Raw genomic sequence first — 16377 nt, forward strand, 5'->3', positions numbered from 1 at the left:
GCGGCGCCCACGGCGCGAGCCGCTCGTGCGACGGCCGCGACTAGTCGCCGACCGCGTCCTTGCCGCGGCGGACGATCTTCGGGTCCGCGGGGAACACGACCTGCGTGTCCTTGTCCGGGTAGTCGTACTGGTTGAGGAAGAAGCGCAGCGCGTTGATGCGGGCGCGCTTCTTGTCGTTGGACTTGATCGTCGTCCACGGCGCCCAGTCGGTATCCGTGCGGCGGAACATCTCCTCCTTCGCGGAGGTGTACTTGTCCCACTTGTCGAGGGACTCGAGGTCCATGGGGGAGAGCTTCCAACGGCGCACCGGGTCGAGCTGGCGGATCGCGAAGCGCGTTCGCTGCTCGTTCTGGGTCACGGAGAACCAGAACTTCGTGAGCGTGATCCCCGAATCGACGAGCATCCGCTCGAACTCGGGGGCCTGGCGCATGAACAGCTCGTACTGCTCGTCGGTGCAGAATCCCATGACCCGCTCGACGCCGGCGCGGTTGTACCAAGAGCGGTCGAACATGACGATCTCGCCGAAGGTGGGGAGGTGGTTGACGTAGCGCTGGAAGTACCACTGGCCCATCTCGCGCTCGGTGGGCTTGACCAGCGCCACCGTCCGAGCGCTGCGGACGTTGATGAACTCGTTGAACCGCTTGATCGTGCCGCCCTTGCCTGCGGCGTCGCGGCCCTCGAACACGATCACATGGCGCAGATCGTTCTCGGCCGTCCAGTTCTGGAACTTGAGCAGCTCGATCTGCAGGAGGTACTTCTCCACGTCGTACTGCGCGCGGTCCATGCGCCGGTCGTACGGGTAGTTCTCGCGCCACGAATCGACGGCCCTGCCATGGATGTCGATGAGGTCGGGGTCTTCGCCGTGATCATCACGGACGGTGTAGCCCTCCTCGCGGAGCCTGTCGATGTAGTGGCGGAGCTCCACGTTGGACATGTCTACCTTTCGGGGTAATCGAAGTACTGCGGACGAAGCGGGCCGGACCGCCCAATCGGACCGCCCTATTCGAACCGGACGATCACCGGCGCGTGGTCGGATGCGCCATTGCCCTTCCGCTCGTCCCGATCGATCTCCGCCCCCGCGGCCCGCTCGGCGAGTGCCGGGGAGACGACCTGGAAATCGATCCGCATTCCCTGTTTCTTGGGAAACCTCAATTGTGTGTAGTCCCAGTAGGTGTACACACCGGGGCCAGGAGTGAAACCCCGAGTTATTTCTTTGTAACCGGCCGCTTCGAAGGCGTCGAAGGCCTCGCGTTCCGGAGCGGACACGTGCGTCTTGCCCTCGAAGAACTCCATGTCCCACACGTCCTCGTCCAGAGGAGCGACGTTCCAATCGCCCACCATGGCGAGCCGGACTCCGGCGTCATCCGCGAGTTGTTTCTGGGCGTACGAGCGCAACCGGTCCAGCCACTCCAACTTGTACGGGTAATGGCGGTCGGTGAGCTCGCGACCGTTGGGGACGTAGAGGCTCCACACGCGGACGCCGCCGCAGACGGCCGAGATCGCGCGGGCTTCCTGCGCCTGTTCGGCCTCGGGGTCCTTGGCGAAGCCGGGCATGCCGGGGAATGCGCGCTCGACGTCGTCGAGGCCCACGCGCGAGGCGATCGCCACGCCGTTCCACTGGTTCAGCCCGAAATGCGCGACCTCGTACCCGATCTTCTCGAAGCGCTCGAACGGGAACTGCGAGTCCTTGCATTTGGTCTCCTGCATGGCCAGGACGTCGACGTCCGAGCGCTCGATCCAGTCGACCACCCTGTCGATCCGCGCCCGGATCGAGTTGACGTTCCACGTGGCCAGGGAGAGAGGGGAGTGCGCGTTCTGGGGCATGGGGACCACCCTAATCGGGTCGCGCGCGTGGCGGGAGGAGGCGGGAGGAGGCCGGGCCGGGGTTCGGGACTCGTGTCTTTGACGTCGTAGCGTCCGGTCTTCGGGGCGCGGGATGAGCGCCCGGGCGGCCTTGATTTAATGCTCAGAGTTACTTCTTTGCAGGTCCAACGGGTGTACTCATCGGTAAGGTCGCGTCGAAGTCGGGGGAGTCAGGCGATATAGTCGATGACATGGCATACAAGGTTCCGTTCAACGACATCAAGTTCTCGCTGCACAACGTCCTCGACGCGGTGCCGACCCTGCAGAAGGCCGGTATCGAGATCGATCGAGAGACCTTCGACGACGTCCTCCAGGGCTACGGCGAGTTCATGGAGCAGGCCGTCGCCCCGATCAACCTCGAGGCAGACAAGGAAGGCGCCGTCTGGTCCGACGGCGAGGTCACCACCCCCAAGGGCTACAAGAAGGCGTGGGACGAGTACGTCGCCGCCGGCTGGAACACCCTCGGCCACTCCGAGGAGTTCGGCGGCGGAGACATGCCGTACACGCTGTCCAGCGCCGCGAACGAGAGCTGCGCTGCGGCCTCGTCGGCGTGGTCCATGTTCGCCGGCCTCACCAACGGCGCGATCATGGCCATCGAGGCCAACGCCACCGACGAGCTCAAGAACACCTACCTCCCCAAGATGGTCACCGGCGAGTGGACGGGCGCGATGTGCCTCACCGAGCCGCAGGCCGGCACGGACCTCGGCCTGCTGACCACCAAGGCACAGCCCAACGAGGACGGCTCCTACGCGATCTCCGGCAACAAGATCTTCATCTCCGCCGGTCAGCAGGACTTCACCGAGAACATCGTGCACCTCGTACTTGCGCGCACCCCGGACGCTCCTGCCGGCACCCGCGGCATCTCGCTGTTTCTCGTCCCGCGTAACGAGGTCGACGCCGAGGGCAACGTCGGCGCGAACAACAACGTGTTCTGCGACGGCATCGAGCACAAGATGGGCATCCACGGCTCGCCCACCTGCCAGATTCGCTTCGAGAATGCCCGCGGCTGGCTCGTCGGCGAGGAGAACCGCGGCCTCCCGGCGATGTTCGTGATGATGAACCACGCCCGCATCGGCACCGCGATGCAGGGCCTGTCCATCTCCACCGCCTCGGCGCAGCTCGCCCTCGACTACTCCCGCGAGCGCATCCAGTCCCGCGCGCCGAAGTCGGTCCGCGGCGACCGCCCGAAGGGCTCGGATCCCATCGTCTTGCAGCCGGACGTGCGTCGCATGCTCCTCGAGCAGAAGGCGTGGATCGGCGCCTACCGCATGCTCATGCACTGGATCACCCTCCAGTTCGACATCGGCCACGCCGCTGGTGTCTCCGAGGAGGACAAGGCCCGCGCGATCGGCTTCGTCGAGCTCCTCACTCCAGTCGGCAAGGGCTTCGGCACGGACATCGCGGTGGACGTCGCCTCGCTCGGCGTGCAGATCCACGGCGGCATGGGCTACGTCCACGAGACCGGCGCCGAGCTCTACCTCCGCGACGCCCGCATCCTGCCCATCTACGAGGGCACCAACGGCGTCCAGGCGCTCGACCTCATCGGCCGCAAGATCGCCGGCGACATGGGCGAGCGCTTCAAGGCATTCCTCGAGCTCGTGCGCGAGAACGCGAAGTCGGCACCCGAGGGCTTCGGCGGCTACGCCGAGACGCTCGTGTCCTACGCCGATTCGCTCGAGGCCAAGGTCATGGAGTCCTTCGCCCAGGCCGGCGAGAACGATGTCCGCGTCCTCGCCGCCGCCACCCCGGTGCTCCGCGGCTTCGGCTACATCGCATTTGGCCACTTCTGGCTGCTCGCCGCGAAGGCCGGCCTCGAGGCCGGCGCGGGCGACGAGGTCGCCGCGCAGCACGTCGCCCTCGCGAAATTCTACTTCGAGTGGCTCCTGCCGCAGGCCGAGTCGCACATCAACGCCGCGCTGTCCAGCACCGAGGTGCTCATGGACGACGCCGCGATCGCGTACTAGGTTCTCGGCGGCTGGGCGGTTGACCCGGCGAACACCGGGCCGGCGGCCCTCCTGACCGCAAAGCACCGAGCACACACGGCACCCACTCCAGCTTCCCGCTGGAGTGGGTGCCTCCGTCTATGACGGCGGACGTCCCTCTCAGTACGCCGGCGGGTCGCTGGCCGGGAACGATTCGTCGCCCCATTCGTCCGCGACGACGTTGTCGTGTTCGACCTCGACGTCGTGGGCATGGCGTCGCTCGGCGGCCGCGGCTTCGTCGGCGTCGGTCGCGCCGACGTTCGTCTTCGGTACGGCGGCGTCGGACATGTGTCTCACCTCCCGCGTTGCTAGTCGGGCACCACGGTGGCGTGGAGCCGGATCGCGTCGGTTCGGGCGCTTATGGCCGAGTGTCGGCCTGCGGCGCCGATATTGTCAACGGGGGTGCCCGGTCGTGGGCTCCGCGTATCGCTGACAGCCGCCCCGATCCGTCGCTATCGACTGGAATCCGCCGCAATCTGTCGCAACCGGCCGAGATCTGTCGCAACCGGCCAAGATCGGTTGTGATTGGCCGAGATCCGTCGTAACCGTCCGCAATCCATCGAGTTCAGTCGCAACCGGCCGAGGTCCGTCGGGACTTCGCGGCGGACACGTGCGTTTCATGCACTTTTGTACATTTTTCCGCGCTTCCGGCCGGAATATCGCACAAAAGTGCATGGTTTGGCAGAAACTGCATGTTTCGCGCGCCGAAACCGTGCCGATTTCGGGCAATCCGCAGGTCGTAGCCATTCCGCGCCCGCGTTTCACACCTTTCGCCCCGGTTCACACCCCTAATCGGCCGGTTTGAGGGTGTGAAACGCAGAGAAAGGCGTGAAAGGCCGGGGGCGGGGATGGCGCGGGGCGTCGCGAGGCGTGAAACGCCGGGGGCGGGGATGGCGCGGGGCGTCGCGAGGCGTGAAACGCCGAGGGCGACGTCTCGCGGCGGGGGTGGCTCGGCCAAGCGCGCCGGACAATTGCCCTCAGCGGCCGCCGAGTACCGGCGCAAGCGGCACGTGCATCGTGCGGTGGTGCTCGGCGAATCCGAGATCCGCCCAGAGCGCCAGGCCCGCAGCGTTATTCCGGAACACGTGGAGGTGCGCGAACTCGGCATCCTCGCCGGCCGCCCACTCCGCGAGCGCGCAGACCACGACGTGTGCCAGCCCGCGGCGTCGGAACGACCGGGTTGTCTCCACGCAGGAGATCCCCAGCGTCGGTGAGCCGCCGGGCGCCGCCGAGAGCGAACCCCGCGCGAACGCCGCCAGCTCGCTACCTATGTAGAGGTGCGCGAAGCGCACTGCGAGACTGTGCGCGGCGAGGGTCGGCTCGACCACGCCGCGCGAGAACCGCGCGGTGCCGTGATACGCCGCGAGGAACCCGTCGGACGGGTGCTCGGTGAGCTCGATTCGAGCGTCATCGGGGGCCGGGGCCCGGCCGCTCAGTACAGAGAGCTCCGCCGTGCGGACCTCGAGCTCGCCGGAACCGGCGGAGACCAGGGTGGCTGCGGCGTCCGGCGTCAGACGGGAGCCGCCCACGAAGAGCTGCTCGGCCGAGACGAGCCGCGCCGGCAGTTCCACCCAGGGCTCGAGGTCGCGCGCGGCGTACCACTCGGCGACCACAGCGAGATCCGCGTCGAGCGACCACGGCTCGACGGGAACGGCGGCTCCGTGGCGATACGACCACGAATCCCCGGCCCGGCACAGCCATCCTTCGACGATCTCTTGTTCCGTCCCCGGCCAGCCGAGCGCGGCGGCGTGCCCCAGCGCGCGGACTTCGCGGACGAGCACCGGCCGGGGCGGCAGCACCTTGAGCACCGCGATGTCGTCCTCGGGCACCTCGACCTCGCCCGCGGAAGTGCGCACGCGCAGCGGCTCGAGCCCGGTGACGACGCCGAGCACGTCGGTATAGAGATGCGAGGTCTCGCCGGAGCGGAGGTGGCGTCGAACCATGACGCGCCCGCCGATCACTGGGGCGCGCCCGGCGTTCCAGCGGGATCCGCCGGCGGGGGTGTGAGGGGCGTCGGGGCTCATCGCCCCGTGCCTACAGGGAACGCCCGCGTCGGGCCAGTGCCTACAGGGAACCCCCGCACCCTGCTCGCACCCACCGGAACCACCCGCGCCCGGCCCGCGATCGTCTTCGAACGACTCATGCCGCCGCGCTAGTCGCTCTCGAACGGATCCGGATCGGTCTCCGGGTTCCAGCTCAATCCCGGTACGCCCCAGCCGTTGTCGCGGATCGCGCGCTTCGCGGCCTTCTTGTGACGGCCCACGAGCACGTCCGTGTAGAGGAAGCCGTCGAGGTGCCCGACCTCGTGCTGCAGGCAGCGCGCGAAGAACCCGTAGCCTTCGACGGAGACGGGCTCGCCGTTCTCGTCGAGCCCCGTCACCCGGGTCCACCACGCGCGGCCCGTGGGGAAGTTCTCGCCCGGGACGGAGAGGCAGCCCTCGTAGTCGTCGTCCGGGTCCGGCATGGTCTCCGGGATCTCGCTGGTCTCGAGCACCGGATTGATGACGGCGCCCTTCCGATTAGTAAAGCCCCGCGCCTCGAGCTCGGCCTTGGTGAGCACCTTGCCGTCCTCGGTGTCGATATCGGGGCAGTCGTAGACGAACACGCGCTCGGCCACGCCGATCTGGTTGGCCGCGAGCCCGACACCGTGCGAGGCCTCGAGGGTCTCGTACATATCGTCGATGAGTCCGCGCAGGTCCGCTGCCGACTTCTCGGTCGGCGGGATGGGGGCGTGGAGAACGGGCTCTCCGGCGATCACGATGGGGCGAATGGACATAGGGGAAACTCTAGTTCGTTCCGTGCCGTGCAGGCGAGCTACCTCCATGTACTTACAACGGTGTAACTTGAGGGGAAACCCTGCAGCCGTTGCCGAAGGAGGACGCATGAGTGCACCGACGCGAGAAAAGAACTTCGAGGACACCGTCGGCGCTGCGGACACCGCAGACGCGCAGGACGCCTCCGGCCTCTCCGAGCGCGAGCTCGCGATGCTCGATTTCGAGCGACAGTGGTGGCGCTTCGCGGGCTCCAAGGACGAGGCGATCCGCGCGAAATTCGACGTCAACGCGACCCGCTATTTCCAGCAGCTCAACAAGCTGCTCGACACGCAGGAGGCGCTCGAGCACGACCCCCTCCTGGTCAAGCGACTCCGCCGCCTCCGCGATTCGAGGCAGAAGGCGCGCGCGGGACGCTCCACCGGAATGCGGCTCGATTAGCCTAGGCTTCGCCTCGAAAGCGCCGAGCCGAGCGGGTTCGCCATACGCGTGAGGCCGCGCGCCGGGCCCAGGCGGCGCAGCGGATCACGATTCGACCACGAGCGAGGGAACCCAAGATCATGAGCGATCCCCGTACACCTTTCCCCGGCGGCGACCGCCGCAACGGCGCCGAGACCGGCTTCGGCGAACACTCCGGACACTTCGGGAATGACGCCGGGCCGCATGGCGACGAGACCCACCAATTCGATCAGGGCCGCCAGCCCTACGACGAATTGAGCGACGAGGGCGGCTACGGCTACTCCGAGCAGGGCTATGGCGGCGGCCATGCCTACGACGATCCCGCGTACGGGCAGCACGAGTACAACGAGAACGGCTACGGCGAGCCCGAATACGGTGAGCACGGATACGGCGAGCACGGATACGCCGACGACACCGAGTACTTCGATGAGCCGCAGTCCGCAGATGCCGGGAATACCGGCGGCGCGGGTGCCGCTGGAGCGGCCGGTGCCGCAGGCGCCGCTGGTGCGGGTGCTGCAGGCGCTTCCGCCAACGGTGAACACAGTGGCGAGCACGGAGCGGCTGCCGCGACCGGCGCGTCCCGCGCCGCGCGCCCGGACCGCAACAACGGCAAGGACCGGGGCGACGACTCCGACTCCGGTGGCGGGGTCCCGTACCGCGCCATTGCGATGCTCTTGTTCACACTCGTCGTAATCCTCCTCTGCGTCGGACTCTTCCAGCTCTTCTCCGGCGGCGGTTCGGACGACGAGAGCGATACGGCGGCGTCGTCGTCATCCACGTCGGAGCAGGCCTCGGGCGAGCAGGGGCAGAACCAGCAGTCTCAGTCCGGTGCGAACGGCGCCGCGCCGGCGGCACCGAATGGGGCCGCGGAACAGTCGGGCGCCGCGGTGCCGGAGGCAAACGGAGATGCGGCGCAGCAGAACGGGCAGCCCGCGCCGCAGGAGCAGAACGCCCAGGGCGGGCAGGACGCGCAGGCGGCGAACTCGCCGGTGCGCGTGCTCAACAACTCGACCGTCCCCGGCCTCGCCGACGACGTCGCGAACCGCCTCCGCGGTGCCGGCGCGGACGTGACCGAAGTGGGCAACTACTCGGATAGCAACATGCCCACTTCGGGCGTGTACTACGGCAACAACCCCGAGGAGAAGGCGACCGCCGAGAAACTCGCAGGCGAACTCGGCATCGAGGCGCGCCCGCGGCCCGACGGCGTCGGCGGGAACGCGCCCGGGGTCATCGTCATCGTCACGCAGGACATGCGCGGGCTCTGATCGCATAAGAGGCCCACGGCGTTAAACGCCGTGGGCGCAAGACCTCGCTGGCTGCATAAGAGCCGGCTGTCGTAGAAGCGCCCGCCGAAACGGCTAAGCGAAGGAGGCGCGGTTCCCGATCGGGGACCGCGCCTCCTCCCGATTCCTACGAGTTTCATGAGTACAGATAAGATGGCGGCAGTTCGCCGTACGAGATCTTTCGAATTTTCAGGAGCAGCCATGGCCTCGCGCTTCAAGCCCTCGACCCGTGTGGCGATCGCCGCACCCGTGCTCGTGCTCGCCGCCGCGCTGTCGGCGTGCCACCCGCCGAATGAGAAGCCGGCCGATGCCAACGCGGAGTACACGCTGCCCAGTTACACTGGCGCCCCGGATTCCGAGGGCGAGGCCAATGGTGAGGCCAAGGGCCATGGCGAGGGCGGTGCCGAGGGCAGCGGCAAGGCCACCACGACGGTGACCGTCACGGAGCAGGCCGGCGCCGCGCAGGGCGGTGCCGCACAGCAGGGCACCGCGGGCGCCGCTCAGCAGGGCGCAGGCGCCGCGGCCGGTGCCGCCGGACAGGCGGGGGCTCAGGCACCCGCCGCCGGCTTCTAGTACGCAAATTCCAGCATCATCGAATCCCTCGTCACCTGGTGGTCGCGCCACCAGGTGCCGTTGTATTTCGGGGCCCTCGTCGCGGGCGCCGCACTCGGCCTCACAGCGCCGGGATTCGCCGGGGCCCTCGGCCCGGCGGTAACCCCGGTCCTCGCCGCCCTGCTCTACGTCACGTTCCTCGGCATCCCACTCACGGGACTGAGAAACGCCCTCGGTGACGTCCGATTCCTCGGCGGGCTACTCGTCGCGAACTTCCTCTTCGCCCCGGTTCTCGCGTTCGCGCTCTCGCGGATCGTCGCCGACAACCGTGGACTCCTCCTCGGTGCCCTGCTCGTACTGCTCTGCCCGTGCGTCGACTACGTGATCGTGTTCGCCGGGCTCGCCGGCGCCGCGCGCGGGAAACTCCTCGCCGCGACGCCACTGCTCATGGGACTGCAGGTCGTGCTTCTGCCGCTGTACCTGAGTCTCTTCGCGGGACGAGACGCAGTGTCCGCGATCGATCCCGCGCCCTTCGCCGTCGCGTTCCTCGCCGTGGTCCTCGCGCCGCTCGCGTTCGCCGCGCTCACGCAGGCACTCGCCGCCCGCGGCGACCGCCCCGCACGCAGCATCCAACCAGCCCGCAGCAATCGCCCCGGACCCGGGCAACTCGCCGCCCGGATCCCGCCCATCGCTGACGGGGCGATGGTCCCGCTCATGATGCTCACGCTAGCCATCGTGGTCGCCGCGCACATCGACGAGGTGCGCGGCGACGCCGTAGAGCTAGCCTCGCTCATCCCGGTGTACGTGCTGTTCCTCGTGGGCATGGCGCCGCTCGGCCTCGCCGCCGCGCGATTGTTCGGTCAGCGCGTAGCCGAGACTAGGGCCACGGTGTTCTCCGGGGCCACGCGCAATTCGCTCGTCGTCCTACCTCTTGCGCTGGCGCTCCCGGAACCGCTGTCGCTCGCCGCGGCGGCCGTCGTCACCCAGACCATGATCGAGCTGCTCGGCATGGTGCTCTACGTGCGACTGGTCCCGCTCCTCGCGCCGAACCCCTCGTCCTGACGGCGGTCGTCCCGGCGCCCGGGAGTCGGCACGGGACCCGTCCTACGCGTCCTCGAGCGGGTCGGTGCCCTCGCGGCGGACCTTGCCGGACTCGTGGTACGCGACGTTCGACACGCGGTTGGCGACCACGGGGGCGGTGATGACCGCGAAGAGGCACGCGAGCACGAGGACCCCGACCTCTGCGGGCTTCTGCAAGCGCAACCCCGCGCCCGTGAGCACGGCGATGAGCCCGAGCACCTGGGGTTTCGCCGCCGGGTGCATGCGGGTAATCGAATCGCGGAAGCGGACCAGGCCGACGCCCGCGGACAGCGACAGGATCGCGCCGAAGAGGATGAGCAGGGTGCCGAGGAGGGAGAGGACGTCACCGATCATCGCCGGACCTCCGATCCGATTCCTTCGCCGAAGCCTCGCGAGCCCCGGTGTCGGCGGCGTCTCGAGCTCGTTCGACGGCCGCGTCCTCGACGCCGTCCGCGCCGACTGCTGCGGCCGTCTCGTCCGAACCAGGGGCCGAAGGGATCTGCACGGCGGAGAAGTCCTCCACCGACATCACCGAGTTCCCCGGAACGAATTGGCTGTCGGGGACGCGGAAGCGCGCGACGGACACCGAGCCGAGGAAGCCGATGAGGGCGAGCGCGAGGGTCATTGCGATGGGCGTGGTGTCGAGGGTCCACGCGATGTAGAGGGCGACGCCGCACTGCGCGATCGCGGAGATCGTGTCGAGGCTCATGACCCGGTCGATACTGTTCGGCCCGAAGGTCACGCGGACCATCGAGAGGATCATGGCGGTGGCGAGCACCGCGGCGGACAGGTAGAGGATGACCTGCTCGATCGTGTCGAGATCCATGGCTAGCGGTCCTCCTTCCTGCGGTTCTTGGCGGCGCCGTCGACGAGCCACTCGTCGCGGACGGCCGGGGCGATCGGCGAGGAGCGCATGGCTTCGGCGAGCTTGTCCACGTTCTCCTGCGGCTCGAAGGCCCGCACGTACATCGCCTCGATCTTCGCGGTGTCGTGGTAGAACTTCTCGACCTCGCGCGCGGTCCCGGTGTTGAGCACGTGGAGGATCACCTGCCGATTGCGCTCGTCGATCCGGCAGACGATGCCACCGGGGATGATGTTGAGCGTATTGACCGCGAGCGAGAGTACGAAGTCCGATTCCAGGCGCATCGGCACCATGAGCAGCGCCGGCTTCGGGCGTCTGCGCGGATTGAGCGAGATGTACGCGACCTCGATCGAGGACTGCATGACTCTGATCGCGACGTAGCCCGCGAGCCGCAGGGCGTGGAACAGGTGGAATTCGCCGATGACCTTTCGCCGGGGGAGCGGGAAGAACACCATGACCACGAGCCCGATGCCGAGGCCGGCGACCCACGTCCCGGGACTCGAGAATCCGCCCCACAGCATGACCCACGCGAGCATGAGCCACAGGCACGTCGTGATCCACAGGGCGATCATCTTGAAATCGCGCATCAGCGCCCACCCCCTTCCTTCGGGGCGCCGGGGGCCCCGGCACCGGTCCCTGCCCCGGCCGCCGGCGAGTGGGAATCGGCGCTACCCGGCGATTCGGCGGACTTGTCGGCGGGACGTTCGGCGTCAAACGCGTTGCCTTCCCGCGTGGTGTCCCGGCCCGCCTCGGCGGCGTCCGGACCGACGGCGTCGATGTAGTTCGAACCCTCGATAAGCGACTGCGCGGCCCGGTCGGTGACGTCGAGGAGGGGGCCGGCGAAGACGGTCATCGCCAGGGAGACGCAGATGAGGAACGCGGTTGGCGCGACCATGGAGAACGGCATGCGGCCCGGCGACTCGCGCTCCTCCTGCGCGACCGAGTCGGTCGCCGGAAGCAACGAGACGGGGTAGGCGTCGACCGAGCCGTCTGGGGAGTCCGCTGCGGGGCGCCAGAAGGCCTTGGTCCACACGCGGATCATCACATAGAGGGTGAGCAGCGACGTGATCACCGAGCCGGCGATGAGGATCCACGCGAGCGGTGAATTCGTCTGCGCACCGGCCTGCATGACGGCGAGCTTCCCGATGAACCCGGAGAACGGCGGGATGCCGCCCAGGTTGAGGGCGGGGACGAGGTACAGGATCGCGAGGAACGGACTGGCCACGGCGATCGAGCCGAGTGTGCGGAGCGAGGAGCTGCCCGCCTGCCGCTCGATGAGCCCGACGACGAGGAACATCGTGGTCTGCACGAGGATGTGGTGCGCGACGTAGTAGATCGCCGCCGAGAGCCCGGTCTCCGAGGACAGGGCGATGCCGAAGATCATATAGCCGATGTGGCTGACCAGCGTGAACGACAGGATTCGCTTGATGTCCGATTGCGCGATCGCGCCGAGGATGCCCACGACCATCGTGAGCAGCGCGGCGACCATGAGCACCTCGTCCATCGAGCCGCCCGGGAACAGGATCGTGTGCGTGCGGATGATCGCGTACACGCCGACCTTGGTGAGCAGGCCGGCGAACACGGCCGTGACCGGCGCGGGCGCCGAGGGGTAGGAGTCCGGGAGCCACGAGGACAGCGGGAAGATCGCTGCCTTGATCCCGAACGCCACGAGGAACATCGCGAAGATCGCGTTCCGCACGCCGTCCGGGACCTGCGACATCTCCACGGCGACGTCGGCGATGTTGAGCGTTCCCACCGCCGCATACGTGAGCGCGATGGCCACGAGGAACACCATCGACGAGACCATCGAGACGACTGTGTACGAGACACCCGCGCGCACGCGCGGCTGCGAGGCGCCGAGCGTGAGCAGTACATACGAGGCCGCGAGGAGGATCTCGAAGCCGACGTACATGTTGAACAAGTCGCCGGCGATGAACGCGTTGTTGAGTCCCGCGGTGAGCGCGAGGTAGGTCGGCAGGAAGATCGAGACCGGCTGGTCCTTGCTCCCGTCCCGGATGCCCTGCCCCACGGCGTAGAGGATGACGGCGAGCAGCACGATCTGCGAGACGACGAGCATGAACGCCGACAGCCGATCGACGGTGAGCGTGATCCCGATTGGGGCCTGCCAGCCGCCGACCTGGACCACGCCCGAACCGTGCGTGTCCGCGAGCATGAGGAGCAGCGCGGAGGCCACGGTCGTCGCCGTGAGCGTGATGACCGTGATCCAGTTCTGCACCAGCGAGCGCCGGGACACCATGAGGCACAGCGCCGCCGCGATGAGCGGGCCGAGGAACATCCCGGGGATGAGGTAGGCGAACAGGGACGGGGAGAGGTCGAAGGGGAGGTTCATTTATGTCGTCCCCTCTCCGCCGCGCTCGCGTTCTTCCTTGGCCACTTCCCCGGCGGTCTTCTCGAACTCCTCAGCCGAGTCCGAGTACTTGACGAGGTCGCCCATCTCGGTGGGCTCGCCGGTGGTCTGGTCGTCGGAGCGGTCGCGGTCCGGCGCCGACGCCTTGTCTCCCGGTGAGCGCGCAGCGACCTTGGTGTCCTCGGGGTCGTCCTCGACCATGTCCGCGGTGGTGAACTGGTACGAGCGATACATGAGCGCCAGCAGGAAGGCGACGATGCCCGCCGTGATGACGATCGCGGTGAGCACGAGCGCCTGCACGACGGTGTCCGCGTCGCCAGAGTCCTCGAGTCCGCCGCGTCCGAGGATCGGCGGGTTCTTCGGCGGCCCGCCCATCGCGAGGATGAGCAGGTTGATGCCGTTGGACAGCAGCATGAGCCCGAGGATCACTCGGAGCAGCGTGCGGTCGAGCAGGAGGAACACCCCGCCCGCGCAGAGGATCCCGCAGAGCAGCAGGATGCCGAAATCGGCGGTCATCTAGTGATCCCCCCTTTCGTTCGTGGGCGTGGCTTCGGCGGTGGATTTCTCGGCCGAGGTCGAACTCGAGGCCGATGCAGAGCCTGAACTCGAGCCTTCGTCCGAGGTCTTCGCCGTGGCCTTCTTCTTCGTCTCGTCGTCGAGGAAGGAGAAGCGCGTGAGCGGCACGGCGCCGGGGCCGGTGAGGCGAGAACGCTTGAGGCGCTCGCGCAGCTCGGCGACGTCGCGGGCATCGAGCTCCAGCCGCGCGCCGAGGGAGCGCAGGATGTCCAGGACGAGGCCGACGACCACGAGGTAGATGCCCACGTCGAACATCAGCGCCGTGACCAGCTTGACGTCGCCGAACACCGGGAGGTGGAACTCGAAAGTCGCCGAGCTCAGCGGCGGGGCGCCGGCGATCATGGAGGCCACGGCGGTGCACGCCGAGATCATCAGTCCCGCGCCGAGGATGCGCCCAGCCTCCACGGGGATGGTCTCGCCGAGCTCGTACCTTCCTCCCGCGAGGTAACGCAGGAGCAGCGCGAGCCCGGCGACCAGGCCGCCGGCGAAACCGCCGCCCGGGTTGTTGTGACCGGCGAAGAAGAAGAACAGCGAGAGCACCATCATCGTGGGGAACACGATGCGAGTGGTCGCCTCGAGCACGAGCGAGCGCTCGTCGGGGTTGCGCACCGCGGCGCCGCGGAGGAAGCTGCCGAGGTGGTCGGTGCCGTGGCGGCGCGCCGCCCCCAGCTCGCGGCGGCCCGAGCGGGTATTCGCCGCGTCGGCGAGGCGCGGGCCCGAGCCGTAGCGGCCCGTGCGGAACACGAGCGAGGCCACACCGGTCGCCGCGACGAGGAGCACCGTGATCTCGCCGAGCGTGTCCCATGCGCGGATGTCCACCAGGGTCACGTTGACGGCGTTCTTCCCGTTGCCCAGGAGGTACGCGAGTTCGGGGAAGCGGGTGCCGATGGGATCGGCGGAGCGAGCATTCGATGCGTACGCGCCGAGCACCATCACGGCGACGCCCGTGCCGAGCGCCAACCACGCCCGCAGGCGGATGAGCCCCGAGAGCTTCGGCATGTTCGACGGCAGCGTGCGCAGCACGAGGACGAACACGACCATCATCAGCGTCTCGACGAGGACCTGAGTGATGGCGAGGTCCGGCGCCCCGTGGAACGCGAACACAGCGCCGAGGGCGTAGCCGCTGACGGACACGCAGATCACGGCCGAGAGGCGATTGTGGAGCACGCAAGCGCCGAGCACCGCGATGGCCACGGGGATGATGAGGCCGTAGATCGCCGGGGCGGCGGCCAATTCGACTTGTAGGCCCTCGCGTGTGCCGATCAAGAGCGCCGTCATGGGAAATGCGATGAACACCGAGATGATGATCGCGATATTGAGCGGAAGCGAACCGCGCTGGATGAACTTGGTGAGGCGCAGCGAGGCCTTGTCCGCGACGGCGAGCACGGCATCGTAGATCCGGTCCGCGTTGCCCAGGGCGGGCTGGGTGAACTGCAGCTTCTCGACGGTCCGCTGGACGACGTAGAGGCCCGCGCCGAGGACGTAGACGACCGCCGTCAGGAGGAGTGGGAGGGAGAACCCGTGCCACAGACCGAGGTGGTAGGGGTGATCCGAGGCCCAGTGGGAGCCGGGCGGGAATGCCGTGTCGACGTAGCGGCCGATGATCGTCTCGAGCGGCGCCGAGTAGACGCCGAAGGCGAGTCCGCCGAGCGCGAGCAGCGCGGGAACGGCGAGGAAGCCGATGCCCGGTCGGTGCGATGCGGAGACCGCGGGGCTCGGGCCGCCGGAGTAGCTCGGCTTGCGGCGCAGCGCACCGAGCACGAGACGTGCCGAGTACGCGAACGTGAGGACTGAGCCGACGACGATGACACCGGCGATGACGGGCCCGGGCATGCCGTGGAGGCGGTCGTCCTCGAGGATGGTGGTGATCGCCGCTTCTTTCCCCACGAAGCCGAGCAGCGGCGGAAGGCCGGCCATCGACGCGGCGGCCGCGACGAAGACCACGGAGAACGCGGGCCAGCGTTCTCCGAGACCCGAGAGGTAGCGGATGTCGCGGGTGCCGGTCTCGTGGTCGATGATCCCCACCGACATGAACAGCGCCGACTTGAACAGCGAGTGCGCAACGAGCATGGCGAGGCCGGCCATCATCGTGTCGCGCGAGCCGACGCCCACGAGGATGAGCAGGAAGCCGAGCTGCGAGACCGTGCCGAACGCGAGGATGAGCTTGAGATCGTATTCGCGCAGGCTTCGCCAGCCGGCCATGAGCATGGTGAAGCTGCCGAGTCCTATGAGCACGAGCTGCCACGTGGGCGAACCCGAGAGACCGGGGGAGAGGCGCGCGATGAGGAAGATGCCGGCCTTGACCATCGCTGCCGAGTGCAGATACGCCGACACCGGCGTGGGCGCGGCCATGGCGCCTGGCAGCCAGAAGTGGAAGGGGGCGATGGCTGACTTGGTGATCGCGCCGGCGATGACCAGCAGCAGCGCGACGCGGATCGCGGCGCCCGAGGGCTCGGCGGCCACGACGTCGGACATCCGATACGAGCCGACCGACTCGCCGAAGATGATGATGCCCACGAGCATCGCGAGTCCGCCCAGAGTGGTGACCAGCAGCGCCTGCGTGGCCGCCCTGCGCGAGGTC

The 16377-nt window shown here is 68.3% G+C and carries 16 protein-coding genes; 5 read left to right on the forward strand and 11 right to left on the reverse strand.

Translation table 11 applies throughout. The features are described 5' to 3' along the window. Positions 1–40: 40 nt before the first annotated feature. Together ppk2 and V7E05_RS05965 are read right to left on the reverse strand one after the other, a co-directional pair. The gene (gene ppk2, locus V7E05_RS05960) at positions 41–934 is read right to left on the reverse strand and encodes a polyphosphate kinase 2 (protein ID WP_333618758.1); all 894 of its coding nucleotides are present in this window, start codon (positions 932–934) and stop codon (positions 41–43) included. Between the two features lie 65 nt (positions 935–999). Continuing rightward, a complete protein-coding gene (locus V7E05_RS05965; protein ID WP_333618759.1) occupies positions 1000–1824 on the reverse strand; it encodes an exodeoxyribonuclease III in 825 nt (274 codons plus the stop codon). 230 nt (positions 1825–2054) lie between these two features. Between V7E05_RS05965 and V7E05_RS05970 the strand changes: the two genes are divergently transcribed. Next, positions 2055–3827 carry an acyl-CoA dehydrogenase family protein gene (locus V7E05_RS05970; RefSeq protein ID WP_333618760.1) on the forward strand — a complete coding sequence of 591 codons (1773 nt, stop codon included), beginning with the start codon at positions 2055–2057 and terminating at the stop codon, positions 3825–3827. Between the two features lie 138 nt (positions 3828–3965). Here the strand turns inward: V7E05_RS05970 and V7E05_RS05975 are convergent, their stop codons facing one another. The 3 genes from V7E05_RS05975 to V7E05_RS05985 all read right to left on the reverse strand — a co-directional run bounded on the left by V7E05_RS05975 (position 3966) and on the right by V7E05_RS05985 (position 6621). Further along, positions 3966–4133, reverse strand: coding sequence for a hypothetical protein (locus V7E05_RS05975; RefSeq protein ID WP_333618761.1), 168 nt, complete (start codon positions 4131–4133; stop codon positions 3966–3968). Between the two features lie 689 nt (positions 4134–4822). Further along, positions 4823–5869, reverse strand: a complete 1047-nt coding sequence (locus V7E05_RS05980; protein ID WP_333618762.1) for a GNAT family N-acetyltransferase — start codon at positions 5867–5869, stop codon at positions 4823–4825. A 128-nt stretch (positions 5870–5997) separates the two neighbouring features. Beyond that, the gene (locus V7E05_RS05985; RefSeq protein ID WP_333618763.1) at positions 5998–6621 is read right to left on the reverse strand and encodes a peptide deformylase; all 624 of its coding nucleotides are present in this window, start codon (positions 6619–6621) and stop codon (positions 5998–6000) included. 106 nt (positions 6622–6727) lie between these two features. Here V7E05_RS05985 and V7E05_RS05990 point away from each other — a divergent pair, with 106 nt between their 5' ends. The 4 genes from V7E05_RS05990 to V7E05_RS06005 all read left to right on the forward strand — a co-directional run bounded on the left by V7E05_RS05990 (position 6728) and on the right by V7E05_RS06005 (position 9972). Then, complete coding sequence (locus V7E05_RS05990) at positions 6728–7057, forward strand: DUF3263 domain-containing protein (RefSeq protein WP_333618764.1); 330 nt, start codon at positions 6728–6730, stop codon at positions 7055–7057. A gap of 119 nt (positions 7058–7176) precedes the next feature. Then, positions 7177–8340, forward strand: coding sequence for a LytR C-terminal domain-containing protein (locus V7E05_RS05995; protein WP_333618765.1), 1164 nt, complete (start codon positions 7177–7179; stop codon positions 8338–8340). A 219-nt stretch (positions 8341–8559) separates the two neighbouring features. Continuing rightward, positions 8560–8931, forward strand: a complete 372-nt coding sequence (locus V7E05_RS06000; protein WP_333618766.1) for a hypothetical protein — start codon at positions 8560–8562, stop codon at positions 8929–8931. Between the two features lie 18 nt (positions 8932–8949). Beyond that, positions 8950–9972: an arsenic resistance protein gene (locus V7E05_RS06005; RefSeq protein ID WP_442891616.1), complete on the forward strand. Its 1023-nt coding sequence runs from the start codon at positions 8950–8952 to the stop codon at positions 9970–9972. A gap of 42 nt (positions 9973–10014) precedes the next feature. Here the strand turns inward: V7E05_RS06005 and V7E05_RS06010 are convergent, their stop codons facing one another. The 6 genes from V7E05_RS06010 to V7E05_RS06035 all read right to left on the reverse strand — a co-directional run. Further along, entirely contained in the window at positions 10015–10344 is a 330-nt protein-coding gene (locus tag V7E05_RS06010; RefSeq protein WP_333618768.1) for a cation:proton antiporter, read from the reverse strand. After that, positions 10334–10816, reverse strand: a complete 483-nt coding sequence (locus V7E05_RS06015; RefSeq protein WP_333618769.1) for a monovalent cation/H+ antiporter complex subunit F — start codon at positions 10814–10816, stop codon at positions 10334–10336. Before V7E05_RS06015 ends, V7E05_RS06010 begins: the two co-directional genes overlap by 11 nt. Positions 10817–10818: 2 nt before the next feature. Continuing rightward, on the reverse strand, positions 10819–11439 hold the full coding sequence (locus tag V7E05_RS06020) for a Na+/H+ antiporter subunit E (RefSeq protein ID WP_333618770.1): 621 nt from the start codon (positions 11437–11439) through the stop codon (positions 10819–10821). Then, positions 11439–13202, reverse strand: a complete 1764-nt coding sequence (locus tag V7E05_RS06025) for a Na+/H+ antiporter subunit D (RefSeq protein WP_333618771.1) — start codon at positions 13200–13202, stop codon at positions 11439–11441. Before V7E05_RS06025 ends, V7E05_RS06020 begins: the two co-directional genes overlap by 1 nt. Further along, the gene (locus V7E05_RS06030; RefSeq protein WP_333618772.1) at positions 13203–13736 is read right to left on the reverse strand and encodes a Na(+)/H(+) antiporter subunit C; all 534 of its coding nucleotides are present in this window, start codon (positions 13734–13736) and stop codon (positions 13203–13205) included. After that, positions 13737–16377, reverse strand: a 2641-nt coding sequence (locus V7E05_RS06035; RefSeq protein ID WP_333618773.1) for a Na+/H+ antiporter subunit A, incomplete at its 5' end; no start/stop codon positions are given.

This window comes from Dietzia sp. (assembly GCF_036741115.1).
Lineage (GTDB): Bacteria > Actinomycetota > Actinomycetes > Mycobacteriales > Mycobacteriaceae > Dietzia.

Bases quoted from the DNA above. Each gene is read 5' to 3' on its own strand.
- V7E05_RS05970 (WP_333618760.1), top strand. From the start codon at position 2,055: ATGGCATACAAGGTTCCGTTCAACGACATCAAGTTCTCGCTGCACAAC.
- V7E05_RS05990 (WP_333618764.1), top strand. From the start codon at position 6,728: ATGAGTGCACCGACGCGAGAAAAGAACTTCGAGGACACCGTCGGCGCT.
- ppk2 (WP_333618758.1), bottom strand. From the start codon at position 934: ATGTCCAACGTGGAGCTCCGCCACTACATCGACAGGCTCCGCGAGGAG.
- V7E05_RS05980 (WP_333618762.1), bottom strand. From the start codon at position 5,869: ATGAGCCCCGACGCCCCTCACACCCCCGCCGGCGGATCCCGCTGGAAC.
- V7E05_RS06030 (WP_333618772.1), bottom strand. From the start codon at position 13,736: ATGACCGCCGATTTCGGCATCCTGCTGCTCTGCGGGATCCTCTGCGCG.
- V7E05_RS05965 (WP_333618759.1), bottom strand. From the start codon at position 1,824: ATGCCCCAGAACGCGCACTCCCCTCTCTCCCTGGCCACGTGGAACGTC.
- V7E05_RS06020 (WP_333618770.1), bottom strand. From the start codon at position 11,439: ATGCGCGATTTCAAGATGATCGCCCTGTGGATCACGACGTGCCTGTGG.
- V7E05_RS05995 (WP_333618765.1), top strand. From the start codon at position 7,177: ATGAGCGATCCCCGTACACCTTTCCCCGGCGGCGACCGCCGCAACGGC.
- V7E05_RS05975 (WP_333618761.1), bottom strand. From the start codon at position 4,133: ATGTCCGACGCCGCCGTACCGAAGACGAACGTCGGCGCGACCGACGCC.
- V7E05_RS06025 (WP_333618771.1), bottom strand. From the start codon at position 13,202: ATGAACCTCCCCTTCGACCTCTCCCCGTCCCTGTTCGCCTACCTCATC.
- V7E05_RS06010 (WP_333618768.1), bottom strand. From the start codon at position 10,344: ATGATCGGTGACGTCCTCTCCCTCCTCGGCACCCTGCTCATCCTCTTC.
- V7E05_RS05985 (WP_333618763.1), bottom strand. From the start codon at position 6,621: ATGTCCATTCGCCCCATCGTGATCGCCGGAGAGCCCGTTCTCCACGCC.
- V7E05_RS06000 (WP_333618766.1), top strand. From the start codon at position 8,560: ATGGCCTCGCGCTTCAAGCCCTCGACCCGTGTGGCGATCGCCGCACCC.
- V7E05_RS06015 (WP_333618769.1), bottom strand. From the start codon at position 10,816: ATGGATCTCGACACGATCGAGCAGGTCATCCTCTACCTGTCCGCCGCG.